The organism is Lysinibacillus sphaericus, assembly GCF_000600105.1.
GTDB classification, from domain to species: Bacteria; Bacillota; Bacilli; order Bacillales_A; family Planococcaceae; genus Lysinibacillus; species Lysinibacillus sphaericus.
Genome location: NZ_CP006837.1, coordinates 3,553,652 through 3,578,347, shown reverse-complemented (window position 1 = coordinate 3,578,347; position 24,696 = coordinate 3,553,652). Strand labels below are relative to the sequence as shown.

The 24,696-nt window shown below is 38.0% G+C and carries 23 protein-coding genes, 1 riboswitch and 1 other annotated feature; of the genes, 13 read left to right on the top strand and 10 right to left on the bottom strand.

The genetic code is table 11. The features are described 5' to 3' along the window. Positions 1–108 precede the first annotated feature (108 nt). Together T479_RS17220 and T479_RS17215 are read left to right on the top strand one after the other, a co-directional pair. Positions 109–1,548, top strand: a complete 1,440-nt coding sequence (locus tag T479_RS17220; RefSeq protein WP_025220360.1) for an o-succinylbenzoate--CoA ligase — start codon at positions 109–111, stop codon at positions 1,546–1,548. Positions 1,549–1,746: 198 nt separating this feature from the next. Continuing rightward, positions 1,747–2,922 (top strand): transglutaminase domain-containing protein, encoded by a 1,176-nt coding sequence (locus T479_RS17215; protein WP_025220359.1) that lies wholly within the window; start codon positions 1,747–1,749, stop codon positions 2,920–2,922. Positions 2,923–2,944: 22 nt separating this feature from the next. On the opposite strand, the gene T479_RS17210 is transcribed toward T479_RS17215, so the two are convergent. The 4 genes from T479_RS17210 to ytzI form a co-directional block, all read right to left on the bottom strand. Beyond that, the gene (locus T479_RS17210) at positions 2,945–4,015 is read right to left on the bottom strand and encodes a metal ABC transporter solute-binding protein, Zn/Mn family (RefSeq protein WP_025220358.1); all 1,071 of its coding nucleotides are present in this window, start codon (positions 4,013–4,015) and stop codon (positions 2,945–2,947) included. 105 nt (positions 4,016–4,120) lie between these two features. Next, positions 4,121–4,354: a membrane protein insertion efficiency factor YidD gene (yidD, locus tag T479_RS17205; RefSeq protein WP_024363696.1), complete on the bottom strand. Its 234-nt coding sequence runs from the start codon at positions 4,352–4,354 to the stop codon at positions 4,121–4,123. Further along, entirely contained in the window at positions 4,351–4,512 is a 162-nt protein-coding gene (locus T479_RS23965) for a hypothetical protein (protein WP_162832724.1), read from the bottom strand. The genes yidD and T479_RS23965 overlap by 4 nt, the downstream gene beginning before the upstream one ends. Before the next feature lie 70 nt (positions 4,513–4,582). Further along, positions 4,583–4,729 carry a YtzI protein gene (gene ytzI, locus T479_RS23595; protein WP_103976058.1) on the bottom strand — a complete coding sequence of 49 codons (147 nt, stop codon included), beginning with the start codon at positions 4,727–4,729 and terminating at the stop codon, positions 4,583–4,585. Between the two features lie 133 nt (positions 4,730–4,862). On the opposite strand from ytzI, the gene T479_RS17200 reads away from it, so the two are divergent. Beyond that, positions 4,863–5,180 carry a hypothetical protein gene (locus tag T479_RS17200; RefSeq protein WP_025220357.1) on the top strand — a complete coding sequence of 106 codons (318 nt, stop codon included), beginning with the start codon at positions 4,863–4,865 and terminating at the stop codon, positions 5,178–5,180. A gap of 48 nt (positions 5,181–5,228) precedes the next feature. On the opposite strand, the gene T479_RS17195 is transcribed toward T479_RS17200, so the two are convergent. Further along, positions 5,229–6,695, bottom strand: a complete 1,467-nt coding sequence (locus T479_RS17195) for an L-lactate permease (RefSeq protein ID WP_025220356.1) — start codon at positions 6,693–6,695, stop codon at positions 5,229–5,231. A gap of 223 nt (positions 6,696–6,918) precedes the next feature. Here T479_RS17195 and T479_RS17190 point away from each other — a divergent pair, with 223 nt between their 5' ends. Genes T479_RS17190 through T479_RS17180 form a run of 3 tightly spaced genes read left to right on the top strand, consistent with a single transcriptional unit; the run spans position 6,919 to position 8,765 of the window. Further along, on the top strand, positions 6,919–7,479 hold the full coding sequence (locus T479_RS17190) for a helix-turn-helix domain-containing protein (RefSeq protein WP_024363699.1): 561 nt from the start codon (positions 6,919–6,921) through the stop codon (positions 7,477–7,479). A gap of 58 nt (positions 7,480–7,537) precedes the next feature. After that, complete coding sequence (locus tag T479_RS17185; protein WP_025220355.1) at positions 7,538–8,014, top strand: NUDIX domain-containing protein; 477 nt, start codon at positions 7,538–7,540, stop codon at positions 8,012–8,014. Further along, entirely contained in the window at positions 7,989–8,765 is a 777-nt protein-coding gene (locus T479_RS17180) for an alpha/beta hydrolase family protein (RefSeq protein WP_024363701.1), read from the top strand. Before T479_RS17185 ends, T479_RS17180 begins: the two co-directional genes overlap by 26 nt. A 77-nt stretch (positions 8,766–8,842) precedes the next feature. Here the strand turns inward: T479_RS17180 and pckA are convergent, their stop codons facing one another. Then, a complete protein-coding gene (pckA, locus tag T479_RS17175) occupies positions 8,843–10,429 on the bottom strand; it encodes a phosphoenolpyruvate carboxykinase (ATP) (RefSeq protein WP_024363702.1) in 1,587 nt (528 codons plus the stop codon). A gap of 202 nt (positions 10,430–10,631) precedes the next feature. Further along, a riboswitch (SAM riboswitch) is annotated at positions 10,632–10,750 on the top strand. Positions 10,751–11,007: 257 nt separating this feature from the next. Between pckA and metK the strand changes: the two genes are divergently transcribed. After that, entirely contained in the window at positions 11,008–12,204 is a 1,197-nt protein-coding gene (gene metK / locus T479_RS17170) for a methionine adenosyltransferase (protein WP_025220354.1), read from the top strand. A gap of 362 nt (positions 12,205–12,566) precedes the next feature. Here the strand turns inward: metK and T479_RS17165 are convergent, their stop codons facing one another. Beyond that, positions 12,567–13,079, bottom strand: a complete 513-nt coding sequence (locus T479_RS17165) for a gamma carbonic anhydrase (protein WP_024363704.1) — start codon at positions 13,077–13,079, stop codon at positions 12,567–12,569. Between the two features lie 135 nt (positions 13,080–13,214). On the opposite strand from T479_RS17165, the gene T479_RS17160 reads away from it, so the two are divergent. Both T479_RS17160 and T479_RS17155 read left to right on the top strand, forming a co-directional pair. Then, a complete protein-coding gene (locus tag T479_RS17160; protein ID WP_024363705.1) occupies positions 13,215–14,021 on the top strand; it encodes an alpha/beta hydrolase in 807 nt (268 codons plus the stop codon). 129 nt (positions 14,022–14,150) lie between these two features. After that, on the top strand, positions 14,151–15,659 hold the full coding sequence (locus tag T479_RS17155) for an alanine/glycine:cation symporter family protein (RefSeq protein WP_024363706.1): 1,509 nt from the start codon (positions 14,151–14,153) through the stop codon (positions 15,657–15,659). A 41-nt stretch (positions 15,660–15,700) separates the two neighbouring features. Here T479_RS17155 and T479_RS17150 read toward each other — a convergent pair whose 3' ends face one another. Both T479_RS17150 and T479_RS17145 read right to left on the bottom strand, forming a co-directional pair. Continuing rightward, positions 15,701–16,327, bottom strand: a complete 627-nt coding sequence (locus tag T479_RS17150; protein ID WP_025220353.1) for a tRNA 5-(aminomethyl)-2-thiouridylate-methyltransferase MnmM — start codon at positions 16,325–16,327, stop codon at positions 15,701–15,703. After that, the gene (locus T479_RS17145; protein WP_025220352.1) at positions 16,324–17,280 is read right to left on the bottom strand and encodes a tRNA modification radical SAM protein MnmL/YtqA; all 957 of its coding nucleotides are present in this window, start codon (positions 17,278–17,280) and stop codon (positions 16,324–16,326) included. The genes T479_RS17150 and T479_RS17145 overlap by 4 nt, the downstream gene beginning before the upstream one ends. A 293-nt stretch (positions 17,281–17,573) precedes the next feature. On the opposite strand from T479_RS17145, the gene T479_RS17140 reads away from it, so the two are divergent. The 3 genes from T479_RS17140 to T479_RS17130 all read left to right on the top strand — a co-directional run bounded on the left by T479_RS17140 (position 17,574) and on the right by T479_RS17130 (position 21,061). Continuing rightward, complete coding sequence (locus tag T479_RS17140) at positions 17,574–18,761, top strand: MDR family MFS transporter (RefSeq protein WP_025220351.1); 1,188 nt, start codon at positions 17,574–17,576, stop codon at positions 18,759–18,761. Positions 18,762–18,898: 137 nt separating this feature from the next. Continuing rightward, entirely contained in the window at positions 18,899–19,246 is a 348-nt protein-coding gene (locus tag T479_RS17135) for an ArsR/SmtB family transcription factor (protein ID WP_024363710.1), read from the top strand. Between the two features lie 75 nt (positions 19,247–19,321). Further along, a complete protein-coding gene (locus T479_RS17130; RefSeq protein ID WP_025220350.1) occupies positions 19,322–21,061 on the top strand; it encodes a SulP family inorganic anion transporter in 1,740 nt (579 codons plus the stop codon). A 51-nt stretch (positions 21,062–21,112) separates the two neighbouring features. Here T479_RS17130 and T479_RS23350 read toward each other — a convergent pair whose 3' ends face one another. Continuing rightward, entirely contained in the window at positions 21,113–21,697 is a 585-nt protein-coding gene (locus tag T479_RS23350; RefSeq protein ID WP_227665372.1) for a transposase, read from the bottom strand. A gap of 251 nt (positions 21,698–21,948) precedes the next feature. Next, positions 21,949–22,167, top strand: a binding site (T-box leader). A 92-nt stretch (positions 22,168–22,259) separates the two neighbouring features. Here T479_RS23350 and leuS point away from each other — a divergent pair. Continuing rightward, positions 22,260–24,674, top strand: a complete 2,415-nt coding sequence (gene leuS / locus T479_RS17125) for a leucine--tRNA ligase (protein WP_025220349.1) — start codon at positions 22,260–22,262, stop codon at positions 24,672–24,674. Positions 24,675–24,696 lie beyond the last annotated feature (22 nt).

The following is a 24,696-nucleotide window of genomic DNA, read 5'->3' as shown; positions in this document are numbered from 1 at the left end:
CCTTTCCTCTGTTCCTTAAATTTTTTTAGTTATGTAACAGCCTCTTTTTCTGTCTATAACAGGCTAAAAGCAGTACCATATCAGTGTAATGATTGGAGGAAGCAAACAATGTATCCAAACTGGATTTTACAGCGTGCGTCTATCACACCATTACGTAGCGCTCTCACATATGAAGGACAAACTTGGACCTTTCAACAAGTAAATGAGCTATCCTTAAAACGAGCTCGACAATTAACAGCACTTGGGGTGCAGCAAGGGCATCGTATCGCTATTATGGGTCCGAGTACGCCTGCACTGGTCGTTATGATGTATGCTTGTATGCATTTGCAATGTGAAATGGTGATGCTTAATCGCAGGCTGACTCAAGCCGAAATCGCATATCAATTAGAAGATTCACAAGCAACGATTGTGCTAGTTGCAGATGAGGATGTAGAAAAATTACCGTCATCCGTACACTATCATGAATTTACGGCAATAGAAAATAGTAAAGAGCAGTATGTTGATATTGCAAAAGAATGGTCACTCAATCAAACAACATCCATTATGTATACGTCTGGTACGACAGGCTTCCCAAAGGGGGTTCGTCAAACAGTTGGTAATCATCAGGCAAGTGCTACAGCCTCTGTTCTAAACATAGGTTTACAAGCCGATGATGTTTGGTTGTGTGCAGTGCCATTATTCCATATAAGTGGTTTTTCCATTTTAGTTCGTTCATTGTTATACGGCAATAAAGTACAACTATATGAGCATTTTAACGTAGAGGCGATCACACAAAATATTATGGATGGTGATGTCACCCATATGTCAGTGGTCGCTGTAACATTAGAACGCATTTTAAATACCCTTGAGCTAAATAAGGCGCAGGCGTCACCCCGTTTTAAATTGATGCTAGCCGGTGGTGGTCCTGTACCAGTGGATTATCTAGAGCGAGCAAGTGCATTGCATTTAGCAGTAGCTCAAACATATGGTATGACAGAAACCTCGTCACAAACGGCTACATTGGCAAGTGAAGATGCGATGACAAAGATTGGCTCAGCAGGTAAGCCATTGTTTTTTAACCAAATAAAAATTTCAGCACCCAATGCACAAGGTGAAGGGGAAATATGTATTCGAGGTCCCCACGTAACGCCTGGTTACATAGGTCGTTTTGCCGAGAAAAGCGCAACTGAGGAGGGCTGGCTTCACACGGGAGACATTGGCTATATGGATGAGGAGGGTTACTTGTTTGTAGTGGATCGTCGGGCAGATTTAATTATTTCTGGTGGTGAAAATATTTATCCAGCAGAGATTGAAAATGTGCTATTGGCACATCCAGCTGTTCAGGAAGCGGGTGTATGTGGCATTGAAGATAAAACATGGGGACAAGTTCCTATAGCATTTGTTGTTTTAAAGGAAGCGGTCACGATGGAAAACTTAAAGCAATACTGTGAAAAGAAACTGGCTAAATATAAAGTTCCCAAACAAATTAAAATAATCGATACACTGCCACGTAATGGAGCAAATAAGCTACTAAGAAGAAAATTAGCAGCTTTACTTGCCAGTGAATAACTTTAATGGATTTAGCCTTTACAAATAGCATGCTAGAAGTCACTTCTAGCATGCTATTTTTTTGATTTCAAGTGCCAGTCACTCAAACAATTTTAAGGCTTCTGTTATTGAAATTATATTTTTTTGATTAAATTAATTATTCTTTAACATAATAAATAATGGGGGGCATAAACTATTTAGTAAAGGAGAATGACTCATATGAGAAAAACTATATATAATGTTGTCATTATATTATTTGTTTTACAAATGAGTCATGTGCAAGTATTCGCAAATTACGAATCACAGAATATAGCAACAGCTAATTCAATCGAAACATTACAACAGCAAATTCAGAAAGAAGTGATGCAATTGTCTACTGAATTTGAAATTCGTTACACTGGTAAAACTTCTGAATTACAAAACGAACTAACAGAGCTTATCAAACATGCCATATTAGATCCATATATTTTCGCCAATATTTCCAGCTTTCAATGGAAGTATGATGGCTATGCCAATAATATTGTCATTCATTTTCAATTTACTTATCATATTTCTCAGGAAGAGGAGGCATTTACAGAGCAAACATTGACAACTATTGTTGCGTCTATGCATGGATTAAGCGAATTAGAAAAAATACAGGCTGCACATGATTATATCGTCTTAACAACAGAGTATTCAAAAGATAGTGTAGGAAGCCAATATTCGCCATACACATTGCTTAGCGAAGGCAAAGGTGTCTGTCAGGCCTATGCTTTAGTGCTTTATCGAATGTTAGATATGCTAGGTTTTGAGGTGCAATATGTGCCAGGGAAAGTAGGCGAACAATTGCATGCATGGGTGTTAGTGAAGTTAGATAATGAATGGTACCATATTGATGTGACATGGGATGACCCATTGCCAGATCGGAAGGGCGAGGTACGTTATAACTATTTTCTCGTATCCGATAAGCAATTAGCGCAAGATCATACATGGGATTTTGCAAGTTTTCCTTCAGCAACAAGTGAAAAATACGCAGATTGGCAAGGGAAAAGTAGGATTGAAGTTCTTACGAAACCATTAGCTAATCTTTTTACCCCTAATAGTGGCCTAGCGATTATAGAAAATAATGCGCTGCAAATGAAACAATTAATAGAACACTCTGCACAATTACCAAATGACTTTCAACTTAGCGACAAACTTAATCAAATCGTTTTATATGAACAACAGGATAAAGTTGTCCTACAGAGCGCTCTTGCAGTTCGTCCGGTTATTGTCAAGACAAAGATAAACGGGGATGCCAGGATAAAGAGGCTTCCTCGCTTTGACAAAAATGAAAAGCGTATGCCGCAAGAAAAGTACGTCATAATAAAGGAGGTGTCCCTTATGCATTACGGGGCACCTCCTTCTTCATCTTAAACAGGTAATTCGTATCGTTGTTTTACTTGTGTTCATTTAGAGCTGTTTCTAAAGTTTGCATATTTTTTTTCATGAGAGTAAAATACGTTTCATTATTTTTCACATCATCACTTGTTAACACGCTTAAATTATGTAGGACAAGTGATTGAGCGCCAACTTCTTTTTGAATGACTTCGGCTAATTTAGATGAAACATTTTGCTCGAATAAAATATAATGAATATTTAAGTCTTTTGCTTTATCTACAATCGCTGTTAATTCCTTTTGAGACGGTTCATTTTGCGAGTTTAACCCTGCAATTGGAACTTGTGTTAAGCCATATTGACCCGCGATGTAGCCAAATGCAGCATGCGATACAAAGAATGTTTTGTTTTGCGTTGTGTCAGCCATCGCTTTATATGCAGTGTCTAAATCTTGTAGCTCTTTTATGAGCCCTTCATAATTTGCTGTAAATGTCGCTTCTTGAGCTGGCATTTTTTCAACTAATGCATTTTTAATGGATAATGCTAAATCTTGACTAATAACAGGCGACAGCCATACATGGGGATCGACACTACCGTGAGCATGATCTCCATGATCAGCCTCCTCGTCATGCGCGTGATTATCTTCCGTAGTCGCATCTTCGTGCTCGTCATGTGCGTGGTCATCTTCTGTAGCGGCAGCTTCATGCGCATAATCAGCTTCATCTTCTTCGTCATGCGAATGACCAGTACTAACGGCTAATTTTTCATCAGGTATTTGAGATGCCGTAGCAACCATAGTGACATCTTCGTTGGCTAATGTCTTTTTCGTATTTTCTACAAAACCTTCAAGTCCTAAGCCAATATAGAAAAATAGATGCGCGTCAGCTAATTTCATCATATCCTTTTGCGTTGGCTCAAAGGTATGCTCGTTAGCACCAGGAGGATATATAGAAGATACTTCTACATAATCGCCACCAATCCGCTCCGTAAAGTAGCTTAAAGGATAGACGGTTGTGTACACAGTTAATTTATCTGTTTTCTCCGTCTGTTTCGACGATGATGATTGATCACCACAGGCAGCTGTAAATACGGCTAGTACAGCAACTAAGAAAAATAGAAATATTTTTTTCATATAATGGATACCTCTTTCAAATAGTAATGATTACGATTTGTTTTTTAACAGTATCTATAATAACGCACATCGAATAAAAGTACAAGAAAAAATGACCTTCGAAAATTATTTCTTTTTCGAAGGCCATTTTTCAGGCACAGGATCAAAGCCACCAGGATGAAGTGGTTGGCATTTTAAAATACGTGTGACGGTCAAAATTAGACCTTTAATAGCGCCATGCTTTTGAAAAGCTTCTAGACCGTAAGAAGAGCATGTTGGATAGAAGCGACACGATGGTGGCGTCATTGGTGAGATAAATTTTCTGTATAACTGAATGAGCCATATAAAGGGATATTTCATGCTTGTCCATCCTTGTGATGTGAATTATTTTGTTTTGGTTTTGCATCGATTGTTTGTGTAAAAAAATCGCCTTTTTTCTTGAGAATAACGATTACGGAAACACCAAACATTAGCATCATCATTGCAATCATAATGATGATTGGTAATGGAACACCCATTGTTTTCACTCCAAATTCTATTTGATATTGTTATTATAAGTGATATTGCTATAAAAGGGTTAAATTTGAACTACTCGTCATGCTGCTGAAAATTTTGCTTCGGTTTTTCATCGACCGTATGTTTAAAAGCATAGGCGCGATTTACACTTAGAATGGTTGCGACTGTTACTAATATCACGATAATGATTGCAACCGTGATTAGCGAGGTTAAACTCATTGTATTCACTCCGTTCTTGTTCGTTATATCTATTATAAATTAGAAGCTCTAACTTAGTTGTGAAGGAAGTTTGACATTCCAGCGAATAAAATAGGCACTTAACCACCATACTATGGAAAAAGGAGTGTTATCTATGGATCGTCAACGTGTTTATTTTTCACTTGCCCATAAAACGTATTATACAAATCCTTACGAAGGGCAATGGAATTTCGAACTTAATGTAGACCGGCAAGCATTAGATGTTTTTGAAAAAATATTTCAACAAATGCAACTATTAGAAATTGCGAGCGGTTGGCGCGCACAATTGCCTTATTTGCAATATCATTTGGATCGAGAAAATGACGAGTTAGATTTACGTTTGAAGAAAATTTATGCACTTATACATGAGTATGGGGATGATGATACAAAGCAATTTGTAGAACAACTTCCCTATTTCAATAAACGTGTCTAGCTATTGGCTAGACATTTTTTATATTTGCACAACCTGTATAACATTATGCTAGTGGAAGCGTGATAGAAAAATAATTTCTAGAAAAATAATAGCAAGTGTACTAAGTCCAACTAGCGCCATTTTTCTTTGAATAATATTTTCAAATGAATGTATTTTACATACTGAACAACTTAATGCCACTCTAGATGGGTTGACCATTGTCATGAACGAAGAACTAACATTTTGAATGCAAGCAAGTATAGTAGGTGACAGACCTATGTGCGTAGCAGTTTCTGTTTGTAGTCGAATAAACATAGTATTGGACGCAGTATTACTGCCAGTTAAAAAACCACCTGTTGCGCCAATTAAAGGTGTTATGAATACAAAGTATGAACCAAATGTGTTGGCAGCAGTTACGGATAGTAGCTGAATCATCTCGGCCTCTGCCATCATTTCGGAAACCACAATATATAAAAAAGTCGTTAGCAATACAGGATAACATTTATTGATTGTTAATTTGATACTATCGAAAATGGATGCCTTATTTAAACGGAAGAGCGTACAAGTAAAGAGACAAACAATAAAGAGAAAAAATCCAGGCGAATAAAGAAACGATAATTGGAATTGATAAGACGCAATCGTTACGGTAAGCAGGCTCGTTAAAAAATCTTTAATCGGATTAATAGTTCTTGATGCGATTAATAGAGCGATTAACAATAAATAAGGAGAAATATTTTTTAAAAAGATATTAGAATAATATTGTTTGTTTCTATTTTGCAAAGAAATTATAATAAAAATAGCCGCCATCACCGTTAAAGAGCCCACTACTCCGGCAAGTTCTACACTGATGAAACGATTACAAATCCACACGCTTAAACCTAAAACTAATCCCATCGATAGTATCCGCCATTTTTTCTTTTGCATTGCATCTTTTCCGACGCCTATGTATATAACTAAGAAGGCAAAGTAGATATAAATAGGAATGCACATCAGAGCGCTTCCAATACCTAAATCCTCTAAAGGAATGTTTCCTAATGATGCACCAATAATTGTCCCCATTGCTAACGTGCCCCAAGGTATGATACATAAACTAATTAATGCAATGAAGGAAGATTGTAAGGAATTGAAACCTAGAGCCATTAAAATAGGTGCAATAACAATGACCGCTAGACCAAAGCCGCTAACGGATTCAATTAAAGGAGAGAGCCCCAAGGCTAATAATAATACTTGGTCAATCCGATTATCAGTAGAGGTGGCAATAGAAGAAGCTATTTTTTGGATGGACCCTGATTTTTCCATTAGATGATATAATAATATTCCAAAAAATAAAACATAGGTAACTGGCAATGTTATAAGAAAACTGTTGATAAAAGGTTTAGGCAGTAATGCGATGTTTAGGTGAAAAACAGGAGAAGTAGAAATCACTGTTGTAAGTAGGCAAGCAAAAATGCCAGTGAAAATAGAAGATTTCTTTAAAATAAAAATCATAAATAAAATACTAACAAGAGGGAATAGCGCTAATACGACTTTTAACATAAAACAACACTCCTATACTCGGTTATTCACTATAGTATATTTTATTTTCGCTAAAGTGTAAATATCTTATCTTGCATGAAATGATTCAAACATCTTCTAGGTTGATTGTGATTGATAATGTACAATATCATAGTAGAAGGGCTAACGAAGATAAGTTTTTAATTACATTTCACTATAGTAAAAATAATAGTAGGCGAACAAAGTAGTGAAAGGAGCTTTATTCATGGGATTTGGAAAGCAAGTAAATGTAATGAGGAAGAAAAACAAAATGACATTACAGGAGCTTTCAGCCGCAAGTAATGTGAGTGCCTCGATGCTATCTCAAATTGAAAGAGAGGAAAAAAATCCAACGATACAAGTAGCTTGTCAAATTGCAGAAGCTTTAAATACAACACTTTCAGCTTTATTAGATCAGCAGGAAAAAAGGGAGGTTGTCGTCATAAGAAAAGATGAACGACCCATTTATGTTGATGAAAAATCGGGTTTTCAACGACATTTATTATCACCTTCCGTTCCATCACGAGGTATTGAGTTTGTGTTAAATATTATTCCACCAAACAAAGAATCAGGCATATTTCCCGCGCATAAAGCAGGCGTAAAAGAGTATATTTTTGTTAAAAGCGGAAAGTTACGAGTTGAATTGGGGCATGGTGCTTTTTCTGAAGAATTAGAAGCAGGCGATTCTCTTTTTTTTGAAGCAGATACAGCGCATAGATTTATCAATATGACGAATGACGAATGCCACTATTTTCTTGTAATTGATTCCTCACAGTACATGAAATAATAAGACGAATAACATAATGAATACATTCGTGACAATATAATACGAGGAGTTGAATGGAATGTTTTCATTTCAAGATTTGAATGGATTTCAAGTGGATTTAAGCTTTACAAGAGGGGAGTTTCAAGTTGAACCAAAGCATGTCCTTGTCTTTTTAAAACATGAACAGAAATGGCTATGTACGATTCATAAGCGTCGTGGCGTGGAAGTGCCAGGAGGGAAGGTAGAATTAGGCGAAACATTAGAGCAAGCTGCTGTTCGGGAAGTATTTGAAGAGACGGGTGTGCATGTGAAAAATCTTCAATGGTTTGCAGAATATGCTGTTCACGGTGAACTATTGTTTTGTAAAACAGTCTTCACTGCGGAATTTGTCAGTCAGGAGAAGATAGATTTTGATTTGGAAACTTCGGGTATGGTCTGGTTAACCGATGAAGAGTTTGCAAGCCATCCAAATTTAAGCTTCCATATGAAAGATGAAGGCATGCAAAAAATGCTAGAGGAGCTGAAGCGCTTTGACAATCAATGGAGAAATAGTTGAAAAACGTCCATATCCTTCACCGAATCCAGCTATTCGATTATCAGAAATTACGTATCTATCCCTTGGATTACGTGTCAAAGGCTTACTAGCAGAGCCTAAAGCAGAAGGTACATATGACGGTTTTTTATATTTGCGTGGGGGTATGCAAAGTATCGGCATGGTAAGACCAGCACGTGTTGCACAATTTGCAGCCCAAGGTTTTATCGTGTTTGCCCCTTATTATCGGGGGAATAGAGGTGGAGAAGGCCGTGATGAGTTTGCAGGTCAAGATCGTTTTGATGCAGTGCATGGGGTAGATGTGCTAAAACAATTTTGCAACGATCATATCCATGTGTTTGGTTTTTCACGTGGAGGTATTATGGCGCTCTGGACAGCCATTTTACGGAAGGATATTACATCCGTTGTGACTTGGGCAGGCGTTTCGGATGCCACAGCTACATACTGGGAGCGAACCGATATGCGTCGAATGATGAAACGGGTTATTGGCGGGACACCTAATCGTGTTCCAGAAGCCTATGATGCACGCACACCTTTATTTCAAGTCGATCAGATTACAGCCCCAGTGCTAATTATCCACGGCTATCGGGATGAAAATGTAGATATTGAGCATGCAAGGCAGTTAGCATTTTACTTAGAAGATGCCAATAAAGTGTATGAAACTTGGTATGATCAACGTTTTGCCCACCAATATCCACCTGCCCAAAATCGTGAAACGGTTCGTGCATTATGCGAATGGATGAAGAAGCAGTGAAAATTGTTTGAGTGCCTGACACTAAAAAAAGACACTAAAAAAAAGGGAACGAATACATCGTTCCCTTTTTGTATGCATTATTTTAATGGCCCACCAAGATTAGTGATTGCTTCAGAAACATTTGAGAATTTCTTGAAGTTGTCGTTGAATAGACCAGCAAGTTCAGCAGCTTTCACATCGTAAGCAGCTTTGTCTGACCAAGCATCACGTGGGTTCAGCACTTCTGTTGGTACACCTTCAACTGCTGTAGGGATGTGTAAACCGAATACAGCATCTTGAATTGTTTCAACATTGTTTAGTTTTCCGTCGATTGCTGCGCGTACCATTGAACGAGTATAAGAAAGCTTCATACGGCTACCTGTACCGTATTCGCCACCAGTCCAACCAGTGTTTACAAGGAATACTTGTGCGCCATGCTCATCGATTTTTTGACCTAACATTTCTGCATAAACAGTTGCTGGAAGTGGAAGGAATGGAGAACCGAAACATGTAGAGAATACTGGTTCTGGCTCTGTTACACCACGTTCAGTACCTGCAAGTTTAGATGTGAAACCACTTAGGAAGTGATACATTGCTTGCTCTTTTGTTAATTTACTGATTGGAGGTAAAACACCAAATGCATCAGCAGTTAAGAAGATGATTGTTTTTGGGTGACCTGCAACAGATGGATCAACGATATTTTCGATATATTGGATTGGATAAGCAACACGTGTATTTTCTGTTAATGAACCATCATCGTAGTCGCAAACACGAGTTTCAGGGTCTACAGCTACGTTCTCTAGTACAGAACCGAAGCGGATTGCGTTGTAGATTTCAGGTTCTTTTTCAGCAGAAAGGTTAATTGTTTTTGCGTAGCAACCACCTTCAATGTTAAATACGCCGTTGTCAGACCAACCATGCTCATCGTCACCGATTAATTTGCGGTCAGGATCAGCAGATAAAGTCGTTTTACCAGTACCAGATAAACCGAAGAATAATGCTACGTCACCAGCTTCCCCAACGTTTGCTGAACAGTGCATTGATAAGATGCCTTGTTGTGGTAATAGGTAGTTCATAATACCGAAAATTGATTTTTTAATTTCACCAGCATATTCAGTACCACCGATTAGGATGATTTTCTTTTCAAGTGATACAATGATGAATGTTTCAGAAGCTGTACCATCAACAGCTGGATCTGCTTTAAAGTTAGGAGCTGAAATAATTGTGAAATCAGCAACGTGAGAAGCTAATTCTTCTTCAGTTGGACGGATAAATAATTGATGGGCGAAAAGATTGTGCCAAGCATATTCATTGATTACTTGAATACTTAATTGTGAATCTTTGTCAGCACCAGCAAAACCTTTAAATACAAATAATTCGTCACGTTCTTTTAAGTATTTAACTACTTTTACATATAAGTTATCGAACACTTCAGAAGAAATTGGTTGGTTTACTTTACCCCAGTCAATTTTATCTTTTGTGCTTTCTTCTTCTACCGTATATTTATCTTTAGGTGAACGACCAGTGTATTTGCCAGTTTCTGCACGAACTGCGCCATCTACTGTTAACATTGCCTCACCACGAGATGTAGCTTTTTCAGCTAATTGTGGTACTGAAAGTTGAACGTTAATGTTCCCGCCGTTTAATAATTCCTTCAGTTCGTTTGCAATTTCTACTGAATTCATCGATTAAATACCATCCTTTTTTATAGTATTCCCTTGAGTTTGAGGGAGTTTTTCTTAATTTCAAAAATAGTATAACACAATTGCTTTAATAATCTATACTAATTCAAAAATTATTTTCGAGTTTTAAATACTTTTCAACAAAACGACATAAAATAATTGACATTGTTCTACCTTTTACGTAAGATGAGGAATTGAACGGATACTCTTATCCCGAGCTGGTGGAGGGTCAGGCCCTGTGAAACCCGGCAACCTGCATGAACTATTTCACGACATGCGTTGGTGCCAACCTGATGCAAGGGGATACCCCTTGAACGATAAGAGTGAAAGGTTACGAAGTCATTATTCCTTTCCTCATGTTAAGTACACGTGAGAAAAGGATTTTTTTTATTTTTAAAATGAATGTAAAGGTAAGTATGTGCAATTCTTTCCTTATTATAATGACGGATCTTTCGAAATCCTCATGTTAAAAGCAACAACGGCTTGAGAGTTCAATCCTTTAGGAGCGGACTTGACATGGGTAATGAGTACCGTATTAATTTCGCAAATACTATTTGTAAGAGTAATAGGAGGAAAACCAAATGACAAACCGTCGATTGTTTACATCAGAGAGTGTAACAGAAGGACATCCCGATAAAATTTGTGATCAAATCTCGGATGCTATTTTAGATGCTATTTTAACAGAAGATCCTAATGCCCGTGTAGCGTGTGAAACAACGGTCACAACAGGCTTAGTATTAGTAGCAGGAGAAATTACTACTTCTACTTATGTAGATATTAAAGGCATTGTGCGTGATACAGTAGCAGAAATCGGCTATACACGAGGCAAGTATGGCTTTGATGCTGAAAACTTAGCTGTACTAGTCGCAATCGGAGAGCAATCACCTGATATTGCCCAAGGTGTAGACCAAGCATTAGAAGCGCGTGAAGGTTCAATGACAGATGCGGATATTGAAGCAATTGGTGCAGGTGACCAAGGATTAATGTTCGGTTATGCATGTAATGAAACACCTGAATTAATGCCTCTACCAATTAGTTTAGCGCATAAATTGGCTCGTCGTTTAACAGAAGTACGTAAATCAGGTGAATTAGCATATTTACGTCCAGATGGTAAAACGCAAGTAACAATTGAGTATGATGAAAACAATGTCCCTGTTCGTGTTGATACGATTGTTATTTCAACTCAGCATGATGAAGAAGCAACACTTGAACAAATTCAAGCAGATTTAAAAGCATTAGTAATTGCTCCAGTAGTTCCTAGTGAGTTATTAGATGCACAGACGAAATACTTCATCAACCCAACTGGTCGTTTTGTTATCGGTGGTCCAAAAGGAGATGCTGGACTTACTGGTCGTAAAATCATCGTTGATACATACGGTGGTTATGCACGTCATGGTGGTGGTGCATTCTCTGGTAAGGATGCTACGAAAGTGGACCGTTCAGCAGCCTATGCAGCACGTTATGTAGCGAAAAATATTGTTGCAGCTGGTTTAGCAGAACGTGCAGAAGTACAGCTTGCTTATGCTATCGGTGTAGCACAGCCAGTATCGATTGCCGTTGATACGTTTGGTACAGGACGAGTAAGTGAAAGTGAAATCGTAAAATGGGTTCGCGAACTTTTCGATCTACGTCCAGCAGGCATCATTAAAATGCTTGATTTACGTCGTCCAATTTATAAACAAACGGCTGCATACGGTCACTTTGGCCGTACAGATTTAAATGTACCTTGGGAAAATACGGACAAGGCAGATGCACTAAGAGAAAAAGCTAGTTTATAATCTGTTTTGTCAAGAACATTCGATTTGGTAATGAACAAACGTAAATGTTTTTTTGAAAGGGGCTAGCTAGTGGCCCCTTTTTATCTTGCCTTTCGCATTTCTTCTTACTTGCTGCTAAGTCGGGGAGTAATGCACCTTCTATTTAAATCGTGAAGGCAACTAGTGCTCTTTAATCGAGTGAAAGATTTAAGCGGACTTTACGTAAGTAATTGAAAAAATTCGCTTTCTTCCCGTACGTCTACATACAAGATGTACTGTAGGCGGTTAGTGGAAGGAAATTGCGAATTTTTTTTATAAAGAGTTGTTACGTATGCAAACATCTACAACTTATAGGGGCAATTCGCCCGTTTTGTAAGCATCCATTATTTTTGAAGAGATTTGTAATATTGTCCTTTTTCCGCGTATTCTCTAACGATACGTTCCATATCTTCCTTATCTTCAGCATTTAATTCACGTACAACTTTGGCTGGACGTCCTAATGCTAAACAATTGGGAGGTATGACTTTACCTGGAGGGACAAGACTACCCGCACCGATAAATGCACCTTCTCCTATCTCTGCCCCATCTAACACAATTGATCCCATACCAATTAAGGCATTTTTTCGAATTGTACAGCTATGTAAGGTTACTTGGTGTCCAACTGTTACTTCATCTTCGATTATTAATGGATATTTTGGACTTTGATGTAGACAACAAAGATCTTGGATGCTTACTCGTTTACCAATAATTGTAGGAGATACATCGCCTCGAATCACTGTATTAAACCATATTGTTGTCTCTGCTCCAATCGTTACGTCTCCCGTAACGGTTGCATAGTCAGCAATAAAAACCGATGGATCGATTGTAGGTGTTTTGTCTTTAAAAGGATAAATCATGCTAATCGCCTCTTTTCTTTCTTTGATGTAGTATTATCGTATCAAATACGCAATTTTATGCAAATATAATTTTATAATGGTACGAATATTTCGTTATAATTATTGTGTAACTAATTATTTAGGAGGACTATGTGAATGTGGAAATGGGAAGCTGATGGACAAGCGAAGGCTGTGATTGCTATTGTTCACGGTGCATATGAAAACCACCGTTGGTACGCATGGCTGATTGAAAAACTTAGAATGGAAGGCTTCCACGTAGTCATGGGCGATTTACCGAATCATGGGGCAAATGCGAAACTATCACGTGTCCATGATGAGGACTTTAAAGAATACAACAAGTATACTAGGCATTTAATTGAAAATGCCTTTTCATATAATTTGCCAGTATTTTTAATAGGGCATGGACTAGGAGCAACGTTAATACTGCATACCATGCATAAGAGAAAATATGAATGTGCAGGAATTGTCTTGACCTCACCTTGGTTGCAATTGAACTTACAGCCTGGGAAATTATCGAATGCATTAACGAGCTTAAGTGCTTTGACGGCAAGTGTGAAGATGACACATGATATTACTTTCGACAAGTTATCACGTAGTGTCGAAGGTCGCGATGAAATGAAAGACGAGTTTCCTTTTATGTCTGTCATTTCAGTAAAATGGTATCGTGAGTTACAACAAATGATGCGCAATTTAGTAATTATGCCGAAAGCAGAGTTTCCAAATACCCCTATGCTTATTATGACTGGAGAAAGAGATAGCATTACAGAAACTAGACAAACACGTAATTGGTTGCATCAGCAGGAGTTTGCTGAATTCCAATTTAAAGAATGGGCAAAATGCTACCATAATCTGTACCATGAAATAGAGAGAGATGAGATTTTTTTCTATATCCGTGATTTTATTAATAATGCTTTGCGTAGAATTGGCTATATAATTCGATAGAATGTTTCCCCTCCGAAAAATATTGTTGAATAAGATGTATAGTAACTTAAAAATAATGTTGTAATTTTCAGAAAAATGTAATACTATAATGTCTTAAAGAACGAATATTCATATTTTGGGAGGGGTAAGATGGAAAGTATTGTTAGCTTTATGAACAGTATTTTATGGGGACCGTGGTTTATTTATGGTATTTTATTGATCGGTTTATTCTTTTCAATTATTACAAGGTTCCTACAAATAAGACATATTAAGGACATGTTTGTCTTAATGTTTAAAGGGGAAAAATCAGAAAAAGGAATTTCTTCTTTCCAAGCAATGTCGATTGCATTATCTGGGCGCGTTGGTACAGGGAACATTGCTGGTACAGCAACTGCCATTGCAATGGGGGGACCTGGTGCGATTTTTTGGATGTGGGCAATTGCCTTCATCGGTGCAGCGACAGCTTATGTGGAGTCAACATTAGCGCAAATATATAAAGAAGAGAAAGAAACAGAATATCGTGGTGGTCCAGCCTTTTATATTGAAAAAGGGATGGGGCAGAAGTGGTTTGCAATCATTTTTGCAATTGCAGCGTTAATAGCCATGTTAATACTAATGCCTGGTGTTCAATCAAATGCAATAGCAGGTGCCGTTGAAAACGCTTTTGGAATGGAATCTTGGATTACAGGAATTATTATTGTTGTATTATTAGGTGCTATTATTATCGGTGGGGTTAAATCCATTGCAAATGTTGCACAAGTAGTTGTCCCATTCATGGCTTTAGCTTATATTCTAATGGCAATCGTCATTATTTTTATGAATATTTCAGAAGTACCTGCTGTATTTTCGCTAATTTTCTCTAGTGCTTTTGGTGCACAAGAAGTATTTGGGGGAATTATTGGTTCAGCAATCGCTTGGGGGGTTAAGCGTGGTATTTATTCTAACGAAGCGGGTCAAGGAACTGGTGCGCATCCAGCGGCGGCAGCTGAAGTTTCACATCCTGCTAAACAAGGTATTGTGCAAGCGGCATCTGTGTACATTGATACATTATTAGTTTGTTCGGCTACAGCATTTATGATCTTATTTACAGGTATGTATAATGTTCAGAATGAGAAAGCTGCGGAAGGTACAGATCCGTTTATTTACGTTGGTGAATTCAATGAAAATGGCCTTACTGGTGAGGAGCAAATTACCTTTGCGAAAAGTATTAAAGAAGGTGCTGCATATACACAATGGGCAGTGGAATCTTCATTGCCAGGTATAGGTTCAAGCTTCGTAGCAATCGCTTTATTCTTCTTCGCATTTACGACAATTATGGCGTACTACTATATAGCAGAGACGAATGTGGCCTATTTATTCTCAGGGAAAACCGAAAAGATTTTCATTTGGATAGCTAAAATCGCCTTTTTAATTGCAACATTTTTTGGAACGATTCGTACATCTGACCTTGCATGGGCAATGGGTGACGTTGGCTTAGGATTAATGGTATGGATTAACGTTATTGCCATTTTAATTATTATGAAGCCTGCGATTCTCGCATTAAAAGATTACGAGAAACAGAAAAAAGAAGGCAAAGACCCTGTGTTTGATCCTCGTAAACTAGGAATTAAAGGTGCGGATTTCTGGGTTGATTACAATGATAAACGCAAAAATAAATAATGTATAAAAAGTCCTCTCAATATTGAGAGGACTTTTTTATTTTAATGGCCGTCGCAAGCGGCTGCTTGTGCGTTCAGAATTGTTTGCGTGACTGGCACCGGGAAATCTTTCATTTTTTCTAATGCAATAACAAATGGTGGGTCGTTTTGTTGGTTTAGAAATTCGTATTTTAACACATGGACATATTTTTGTGGTAACTGACTAACAAAGTCGATAACAGCGTCACGTTCTTCTTTACCGCCTGGATGGCCATGGTAAATGACAAGGACAATTAATCCGCCGATTTTTAGCAGTTGCAATAAATCTTGAATTGCAAGAATCGTTGTATTTGGTTTTGTTACGATATCATGGTTACTGCCAGGCAAATAGCCAAGATTGAATATAGCAGCCGCAACTGGTTTTTGAACATGCTTGGCTATATTTTCGTGCCCCGTATGTAACACAAGGGCACGGTGTTCTAATGCATTATCTAGCAGACGGTGCAAAGTAGCATCGACTGCATTTTTTTGCACGTCAAAGGCATAAACTTGTCCGTTATCACCAACAAGTTGAGCTAAAAATAATGTATCATGGCCGTTTCCAGCCGTAGCATCGACAACAGTATCGCCTTCTTGTATCGAGTCTATTAATAATTGCTGTGCATATTGTAAGACGCGTTGAAGCTTCATTTTGTGACCTCGGTATTATAAAATTTACCTTGCCAACTGCCCCGACGTTCTAACTCTGCATCAATACCGTTCAATACTTCCCACTTATTAACACTCCACATTGGTCCAATCATTAAATCAATTGGTCCATCACCTGTTATACGATGGATAACCATTTGCGGTGGTAAAATTTCTAACTGATCTGCAACTAGTTTTGTATAAACGTCTTGATCTAAAAATTCTAGCATGCCTTTTTCATATTGCTTAACCATAGGCGTCCCTTTTAATAAATGCAGTAAATGGATTTTAATGCCTTGGACATCCAGTTTAGCTACTGCACGTGCCGTTTCCATCATCATGTCATAATCTTCAAGTGGAAGGCCGTTGATAATATGTGAGCACACACGAATCCCATGCTTACGCAGCTTTTCAACACCTTCTACATAGGTTGCATAATCATGTGCACGATTAATCAGGTTTGCCGTTTTTTCATGGACGGTTTGTAGTCCCAGTTCAATCCATAAATAGGTGCGTTTATTTAGTTCTGCTAAATATTCTACAACATCATCTGGTAAGCAATCTGGGCGTGTTGCAATGGACAGTCCGACTACACCTTCTTGTGCTAACGCAGCCTCAAATTTTTCCTTTAAAACTGGCAGTGGCGCATGGGTATTTGTATATGCTTGGAAGTAAGCCATATACTTGCCATCTTTCCATTTTTGATGCATTTTGTCTCGAATTTCCGCAAATTGCACATCAATAGGATCGACTTTATTTCCGGCAAAGTCACCTGACCCTGCAGCACTACAAAATGTACAACCTCCGAATGCGACTGTACCATCTCGGTTCGGGCAATCAAAACCTGCATCGAGCGCTACTTTAAATACTTTATGACCGAAGTGATCACGTAAATAGCGATTCCATGTATAGTATCTTTTCCCCTCTGTGGGAAAAGGAAAGTTTGTTTCTGTCATGTATTTCACTCCTCTAACATTGTATTTTATCATGTGCGTAAGGTTCCGTCATGGAGTAAGAATATAAATAGACAGAGACAAATATTAGGCGGCTTTGTTTACTTAAATAAATATTTTATTTTTGTAGTAAAGGAACAGAACTGTTGGCTACTATAACGCATGCATAAAGCACAAAAAAACGGCTTATTTAAGAAGTTTTTTATGAAGAAAGGGTAAATTTATTTTCCTTGTACTTTTTTATTTTTCATCATAAACTAGCTATTTAGAGAAACGAAATAATGGGGGTCAAGGATATGCCAAAAAGTGTTTGGTTTTTAATTATCGGTATGCTTGTGAACACGACGGGCAACTCTTTTTTATGGCCTTTAAATGCCATTTATATGCACGATTATTTAGGGAAATCACTTGCAATGGCTGGCTTTATTTTAATGTTGAATTCGGCTGCGGGTGTATTAGGCAATCTATTAGGTGGTTTTTTATTTGATAGAATTGGCGGCTATAAATCTATTATGCTGGGCATTTTATTGACCGTTGCTTCGTTAATAGGATTAACAATCTGGCATGGCTGGCCACATTATGTTTGGTTTTTAACCATTCTTGGATTTAGTGGAGGAATTGTATTTCCAGGGATGTTTGCGTTAGCAGGAGCGGCTTGGCCTGAAGGTGGTCGTAAGGCATTTAATGCGATTTATTTAGCGCAAAATTTAGGTGTTGCCGTAGGGCCGGCATTAGCTGGGATTGTGGCGGATTATCAATTTGATTATGTGTTTATTGTTAATTTAGCGATGTATATTTTATTTTTCTTTATCGCATTGATTACATTTAGAGGAATAGATGCGGAAAGTATAGCATTGAAAAATGTAGTAAGTGAAAGTAAACGTATTACAAATAAGGCACCATTTTATGCCTTGTTAATTTTAAGTTCATCCTCCGTGTTATGCTGGCTTGCCTATTCGCAATGGAGTGCAACTATTTCATCCTATACGCAAGATTTGGGCTTAGGGTTAAAACAATATAGTTTACTTTGGACGATTAATGGGCTTCTTATTGTTGTTGGGCAACCATTAATCGCACCGCTTGTGCGCCGTTGGGAACATCAACTAAAACGTCAACTAGTATTTGGCATTACGCTTATTGCAGCGTCGTTTGGCATTGTAGCATTTGCTGGAGATTTTAAAATGTTTGCTGCTGCAATGGTTGTATTAACTTTTGGCGAAATGTTTTATACACCAGCTTTACCGACCATTGCAAATCAGCTTGCACCAAAGGGACGCGAAGGTTTTTACCAAGGTATTATTAATAGTGCGGCTACAGCAGGTCGGATGATCGGTCCATTGTTTGGCGGCATTATGGTGGATCAATTTGGTATGATTGCCCTTGTTTCAATTTTAGTAGTTATTGTATTAATAGGCATTTTCCCATGTCTGATCTATGACCGCCCATTATTGGGTGGCAGGCACGCAAACAATTCTGAAAATTAAAGGCGATTTACTTATAAGCGAATGCTATAGCATTCGCTTTTTTATTTTTTTGGATTGAAATAGTTGACGCAAAAGGATACAATCATACATATTCAAATATTTGAATATGTGAAAATGAATGATATGGGGGGATTAACGTGGAAGAAGGCTTACAACAGTTTAAAGCCGATTTTTTTAAAGCCTTAGCACACCCGTTACGGATAAGAATTCTTGAGTTATTAGTCGATGGCAAGAAAAGTGTGAATGAGATTCAAAGTTGCCTAGAAAAAGAAGGCTCGGCAGTTTCCCAGCAGTTAAGTGTTTTACGGGCAAAAAATATTGTTTATGGGACAAAAGAAGGTAAAAAAGTTTACTATTCTTTAAGTGATCCAATGATTGTTGAATTGTTGCGTGTTGCAAAAGATATCTTTGACAACCATTTAATTCATACAATTTCAAGATTAGAAGAAATGACCGTCAGTGAAAATGACGAAGAGTGCATGTAGGGGATGTAATACATTTACCACCCCTTACTGAACTGGATTCGAAAAACTTAATTATTTCGAAGGGAAGATTATTGTATGAAATCACTGTTTACAGGTCGGTATGAAGGGTATTCAGTTGATCATTTTAAAAAGGACTTATTATCTGGCATAATTGTTGGGATTGTTGCAATTCCACTAGCGATGTCTTTTGCCATTGCTTCCGGTGTAAAACCAGAATATGGGATCTATACAGCGTGTATTGCGGGCATACTTATTTCACTATTTGGAGGTTCAAAATTCCAAATCGGTGGACCAACAGGTGCTTTTGTGCCAATTCTTTTAGGCATTGTCTTATCATATGGCTATGAAAATTTATTAATTGCGGGGTTAATGGCGGGAGTGCTGCTATGTTTAATGGGCCTTTTCAAGCTAGGTACTCTTATAAAATTTATACCACGTCCTGTAACGATAGGCTTTACTGCGGGTATTGCGGTTATCATTTTTACTGGGCAAATAGCTAATTTTTTAGGTTTAACAAATATTACACGTCATGAATATTTTATCGCAAATATGAAAGAGTTGTTCGTGCATATAGGAACAATTAATTATTATAGTATTTTCATAGCGGTTATTTGTCTTGTAATTATCCTTTTAACACCTAAATTTTTTCCAAAAGTACCTGGCGCATTAGTAGGCATTGTTGTTTCTACACTTGTTGCTACCTTCTTTTTTTCAGGACAGGTTGCAACAATTGCTACGGCTTACGGTCAAATTCCTAATACGTTACCGAAGTTTTCAATACCAGAAATCACCTTGGAACGATTACAATTATTGATTGGACCTGCCTTTGTAATTGCCATTTTGGGCGGGATTGAGTCGCTCTTATCAGCAGTTGTTGCTGACGGTATGACCAATACGAAACATAATAGTAATCGTGAGCTTGTAGGACAGGGCATAGCGAATATTATTACACCATTATTTGGCGGGATTCCTGCTACAGGGGCGATTGCACGTACGGCAACCAATATTAAAACGGGTGCTGCATCACCAATGTCAGGTATTATTCATGGTGTGTTTGTATTAGTCACATTATTGTTATTAGCGCCCTTTGCTTCGCATATTCCGTTAGCAAGTATGGCACCAGTACTAATGGTCGTTGCGTGGAATATGAGTGAACAAAAACATTTTGCTCATATTGTAAAAGCGAAATCTGGAGATTCACTTGTATTAATTATTACTTTTTTGCTTACCGTTTTCGCTAGCCTAACGATTGCTGTTGAAGTAGGTCTTGGCTTAGCCGTTGTGTTGTTTGCTAAACGAATGAGTGAGAAGTTGGTTATAGATAAAGTATTACCTGACCATACAAAAAAGAATGGAAAGGTACAACCTTATGTGGTCAATCAAAAGCATGATTGTCCACAAATTAGTATTTATACGATTGAGGGTCCACTGTTTTTTGGTGCAGCGCAAACGTTTGAAGAGACATTACTGCATTCTATGCAAGAACAACCAAGCGTCCTGATTTTACGTATGGGAAAAGTGCCATTTATGGACTCCACAGGTGAGTCTTATTTTAGCAATATCGTGGAGAACTTTACAAAGCGTGGTGGCAAGGTCTTCGTCACGGGTATACAAGAGGACTTAAAACTAGCGCTTATGCGTAATGGATTATATGCTCAAATTGGACAAGATCATTTTTTTGAACATACAGGAGAAGCTATAAATAGAGCATTGACACATTTAGATATGAATAAATGCCTTGGTTGTAAACATTTCGCTTTCCATGAATGTGCTGACTTTTCGAGTGACAGGCACGGAAAAGATTCTGACAATTGATGACGATTGAACAGAAAAGCTCCACACGATGGATTGTCGTGTGGAGCTTTCCTATTGGGGTGCTACATTACATGATTTGCTTTCATGTTGCTCGCAATATTGGCAGTAAGATAGTGAGTGGCGTTGTGATGTTTGAAGAAAAAAGCTATTGAGAATACTTGTATCAAAGAAGGGGAAGTTTGAAGACATAGGATGCTTGTAGAGATAATACGAGCTATAAGGATAGTCCTCCATTTTGTCAACCATAGGGGGAGACGTTGAGATAGGATTGCGGTGAATATAGCGACTAACACTAAGCATGTCGAGTTGTGAGGGAACAAGGTCTGCAAAATATCGACTCTCATATAGATGACCGCAATAGTTGTACTTCTTTTTAAAGTAATTGCTGTAACGCCAATTAACATTGGCCATCACTTTGCCTAGTGGCACTTTGGGTGAACGAATCAGCAGGTGATAGTGGTTAGTCATAACGCAATAGGCAACAATCGTAAACGAATATTTGTGATAAGCATATTGTAATACACGAAAGAAAGCTTCGTAATCTGCTACATTGTGAAAAATAGTTTGACGATTGTTACCGCGTACTACTACATGATGATAATGATCTGGGGACCAAAGCCGTTTTTTTCTTGGCACACGCTATTGCCTCCTTTACTTTTTTCTTTAGCATAAAAAAGCATGTAAAGAACGTCAATTAGACGGGAGTTACGAAAGTAATGACTATTTTTATTTTTCATGTGCATAGAAGGTTGAAATGAAAAATTGTTGGTGAAAATAATCATAGAAAAAATTTTTTTGATAATTGTGTGGAAATTGTGTGCGTGTCAGGCACCATAAAAAGATGCTTGTGCTTTTCAGAACTTTCCATTAGAATAAATGCAATACATGTAAAGACATTGATGAGGAATAGTAAATTTGTGGTTCTTTTTAGAGAGCTAGCGGTTGGTGGAAGCTAGTAAGGATGCAAATTGAACTCGCCTGCTGAGTCTGCATACGTAATATGAAATTTTACGTTTGCCGTTATTTCCGCGTTAAGGAAGCTTGAGCCGAGTGTAATCACTAATTTGGGTGGTACCGCGGGAGTTAAGAATACTCTCGTCCCTTTCTAACAAAGAAAGGGGCGAGTTTTTTTATTTTTTAAATATTTTGTCAATTCTTACGATAAGTGGTACTGCACATACTATAAGGAGGAAAAATAATGAGCTTTAATCATCAACAAATTGAAAAAAAGTGGCAACAGTATTGGGATGTCAACAAAACATTCAAAACAGAAAATGAAATGGATAAACCGAAATTTTATGCGCTTGATATGTTCCCTTACCCATCAGGTTCGGGACTTCACGTAGGACATCCAGAAGGTTATACAGCGACAGATATCCTTTCACGTTTCAAACGTATGCAAGGCTTTAATGTTCTACATCCGATGGGATGGGATGCATTTGGATTACCTGCCGAGCAATATGCACTTGATACTGGGAATGACCCAGCAGAATTTACAGCAAAAAATATTGCGACATTTAAACGTCAAATTCAAGAGTTAGGCTTTAGTTATGACTGGGATCGTGAAATTAACACTACAGATCCAGAATACTACAAATGGACACAATGGATTTTCATTCAATTATATAAAAAGGGCTTAGCTTATGTAGATGAAGTGGCGGTAAACTGGTGCCCAGCTCTAGGTACAGTGCTTGCGAATGAAGAAGTTATCGATGGGAAGTCTGAACGTGGCGGACATCCAGTAGAACGTCGTCCAATGAAACAATGGATACTTAAAATTACAGCTTATGCGGATCGTTTAATCGACGATTTAGAAGAAGTAGATTGGCCAGAATCCATTAAAGACATGCAACGTAACTGGATTGGTCGTTCGGAAGGTGCAGAAGTAACATTTAGCATCGAAGGGTCGGACAAAAACTTTACGGTATTTACAACACGCCCTGATACGCTATTCGGTGCAACATATACAGTTCTTGCACCAGAGCATAAACTAGTGGCTGAAATTACAACAGCTGAACAACAAGCTGCTGTCAATGCATATCTTGAAAAAGTAAAAATGAAATCAGACTTAGAGCGTACAGATTTAGCCAAAGAAAAAACAGGTGTATTTACAGGCGCTTATGCAGTAAATCCGATTAACGGCAAAAAAGTACCAATTTGGATTGCTGATTATGTGTTAGCGACGTACGGAACTGGTGCGATTATGGCTGTTCCTGCGCATGACGAACGTGATTATGAATTTGCTAAAGAGTTTGGTTTAGACATCGTTGCTGTACTTGAAGGTGGAGATATCGACAAAGAAGCATTTACAGGTGACGGTCAGCACATTAACTCTGATTTCCTTGATGGTTTAAATAAAGCAGATGGTATTGCAAAGGCGATTGAATGGCTAGAGGAAAAAGGTGTAGGGGAGAAAAAGGTATCTTATCGTCTTCGTGACTGGCTATTCTCTCGTCAACGTTATTGGGGTGAGCCAATCCCAATGATCCATTGGGAAGATGGTACAACAACTCCAGTTCCAGAAGCGGAGTTACCATTAATGCTTCCAAAAACAGATAATATTCGTCCATCTGGAACAGGGGAATCACCATTAGCGAATATTAAGGATTGGGTAAATGTTGTAGATCCTGAAACAGGCAAAAAAGGTCGTCGTGAAACCAATACAATGCCACAATGGGCAGGCTCTAGCTGGTACTTCCTACGATATATTGACCCTAACAACAAAGAAGCGATTGCTGATCCAGAGTTACTAAAACGTTGGTTACCGGTTGATATTTATATTGGTGGAGCAGAGCATGCAGTATTGCATTTACTATACGCGCGCTTCTGGCATAAAGTATTATACGATTTAGGGGTAGTGCACACGAAAGAGCCATTCCAAAAATTATTTAACCAAGGTATGATTCTTGGTGAAGGTAATGAAAAAATGTCTAAATCAAAAGGCAATGTCGTGAACCCTGATGAAATCATAGAGTCACACGGTGCAGATACACTACGACTTTATGAAATGTTCATGGGTCCATTAGAGGCTTCAGTTGCATGGTCTACTAATGGTTTAGACGGTGCTCGTCGTTTCTTAGACCGCATCTGGCGTTTGTTTGTCAACGAAGAAGGTACGCTATCAGCGAAAGTGCAAACTTCAGACGATAAGTTTTTAGAAAAGTCATATCACCAAACAGTGAAAAAAGTGACAGAAGACTACGAAGGGATTCGCTTCAATACTGCTATTTCACAAATGATGGTCTTTATTAATGACTGCTACAAAGCAGAAGTACTTCCAACAGCCTATGCTGAAGGATTTGTGAAAATACTAGCACCAATCGCTCCGCATATTGCTGAAGAGCTATGGCAACTATTAGGTCATGAAAATACATTATCTTATGAAGAATGGCCAGCGTATGATGAGTCTAAGCTTGTGGACGATGAAGTGGAAGTTGCTGTTCAAGTGGCAGGTAAAGTACGTGCGAAAATTATCGTAGCAAAAGATGCTTCAAAAGAAGAAATTGAAAAAGTAGCATTAGCCGATGAAAAAGTACAAGAATATATGGCGGGCAAAGACTTGGTAAAAATTATTGTTATCCCAGGAAAGCTTGTTAATATTGTTGTTAAATAATTAAACAAGAAGCCGTGAAATA

Excerpts from the sequence above, each read along its gene's own strand:
- T479_RS17140 (WP_025220351.1), top strand. The coding sequence starts at position 17,574 with ATGCCAAAAAGTGTTTGGTTTTTAATTATCGGTATGCTTGTGAACACG.
- yidD (WP_024363696.1), bottom strand. The coding sequence starts at position 4,354 with ATGAAATATCCCTTTATATGGCTCATTCAGTTATACAGAAAATTTATC.
- ytzI (WP_103976058.1), bottom strand. The coding sequence starts at position 4,729 with ATGAGTTTAACCTCGCTAATCACGGTTGCAATCATTATCGTGATATTA.
- metK (WP_025220354.1), top strand. The coding sequence starts at position 11,008 with ATGACAAACCGTCGATTGTTTACATCAGAGAGTGTAACAGAAGGACAT.
- T479_RS17165 (WP_024363704.1), bottom strand. The coding sequence starts at position 13,079 with ATGATTTATCCTTTTAAAGACAAAACACCTACAATCGATCCATCGGTT.
- T479_RS17215 (WP_025220359.1), top strand. The coding sequence starts at position 1,747 with ATGAGAAAAACTATATATAATGTTGTCATTATATTATTTGTTTTACAA.
- T479_RS17155 (WP_024363706.1), top strand. The coding sequence starts at position 14,151 with ATGGAAAGTATTGTTAGCTTTATGAACAGTATTTTATGGGGACCGTGG.
- T479_RS17145 (WP_025220352.1), bottom strand. The coding sequence starts at position 17,280 with ATGACAGAAACAAACTTTCCTTTTCCCACAGAGGGGAAAAGATACTAT.
- T479_RS17185 (WP_025220355.1), top strand. The coding sequence starts at position 7,538 with ATGTTTTCATTTCAAGATTTGAATGGATTTCAAGTGGATTTAAGCTTT.
- T479_RS17190 (WP_024363699.1), top strand. The coding sequence starts at position 6,919 with ATGGGATTTGGAAAGCAAGTAAATGTAATGAGGAAGAAAAACAAAATG.
- T479_RS17160 (WP_024363705.1), top strand. The coding sequence starts at position 13,215 with ATGTGGAAATGGGAAGCTGATGGACAAGCGAAGGCTGTGATTGCTATT.
- T479_RS17195 (WP_025220356.1), bottom strand. The coding sequence starts at position 6,695 with ATGTTAAAAGTCGTATTAGCGCTATTCCCTCTTGTTAGTATTTTATTT.
- T479_RS17220 (WP_025220360.1), top strand. The coding sequence starts at position 109 with ATGTATCCAAACTGGATTTTACAGCGTGCGTCTATCACACCATTACGT.
- pckA (WP_024363702.1), bottom strand. The coding sequence starts at position 10,429 with ATGAATTCAGTAGAAATTGCAAACGAACTGAAGGAATTATTAAACGGC.
- T479_RS23965 (WP_162832724.1), bottom strand. The coding sequence starts at position 4,512 with ATGGGTGTTCCATTACCAATCATCATTATGATTGCAATGATGATGCTA.
- T479_RS17210 (WP_025220358.1), bottom strand. The coding sequence starts at position 4,015 with ATGAAAAAAATATTTCTATTTTTCTTAGTTGCTGTACTAGCCGTATTT.
- T479_RS17150 (WP_025220353.1), bottom strand. The coding sequence starts at position 16,327 with ATGAAGCTTCAACGCGTCTTACAATATGCACAGCAATTATTAATAGAC.
- T479_RS17130 (WP_025220350.1), top strand. The coding sequence starts at position 19,322 with ATGAAATCACTGTTTACAGGTCGGTATGAAGGGTATTCAGTTGATCAT.
- leuS (WP_025220349.1), top strand. The coding sequence starts at position 22,260 with ATGAGCTTTAATCATCAACAAATTGAAAAAAAGTGGCAACAGTATTGG.
- T479_RS17200 (WP_025220357.1), top strand. The coding sequence starts at position 4,863 with ATGGATCGTCAACGTGTTTATTTTTCACTTGCCCATAAAACGTATTAT.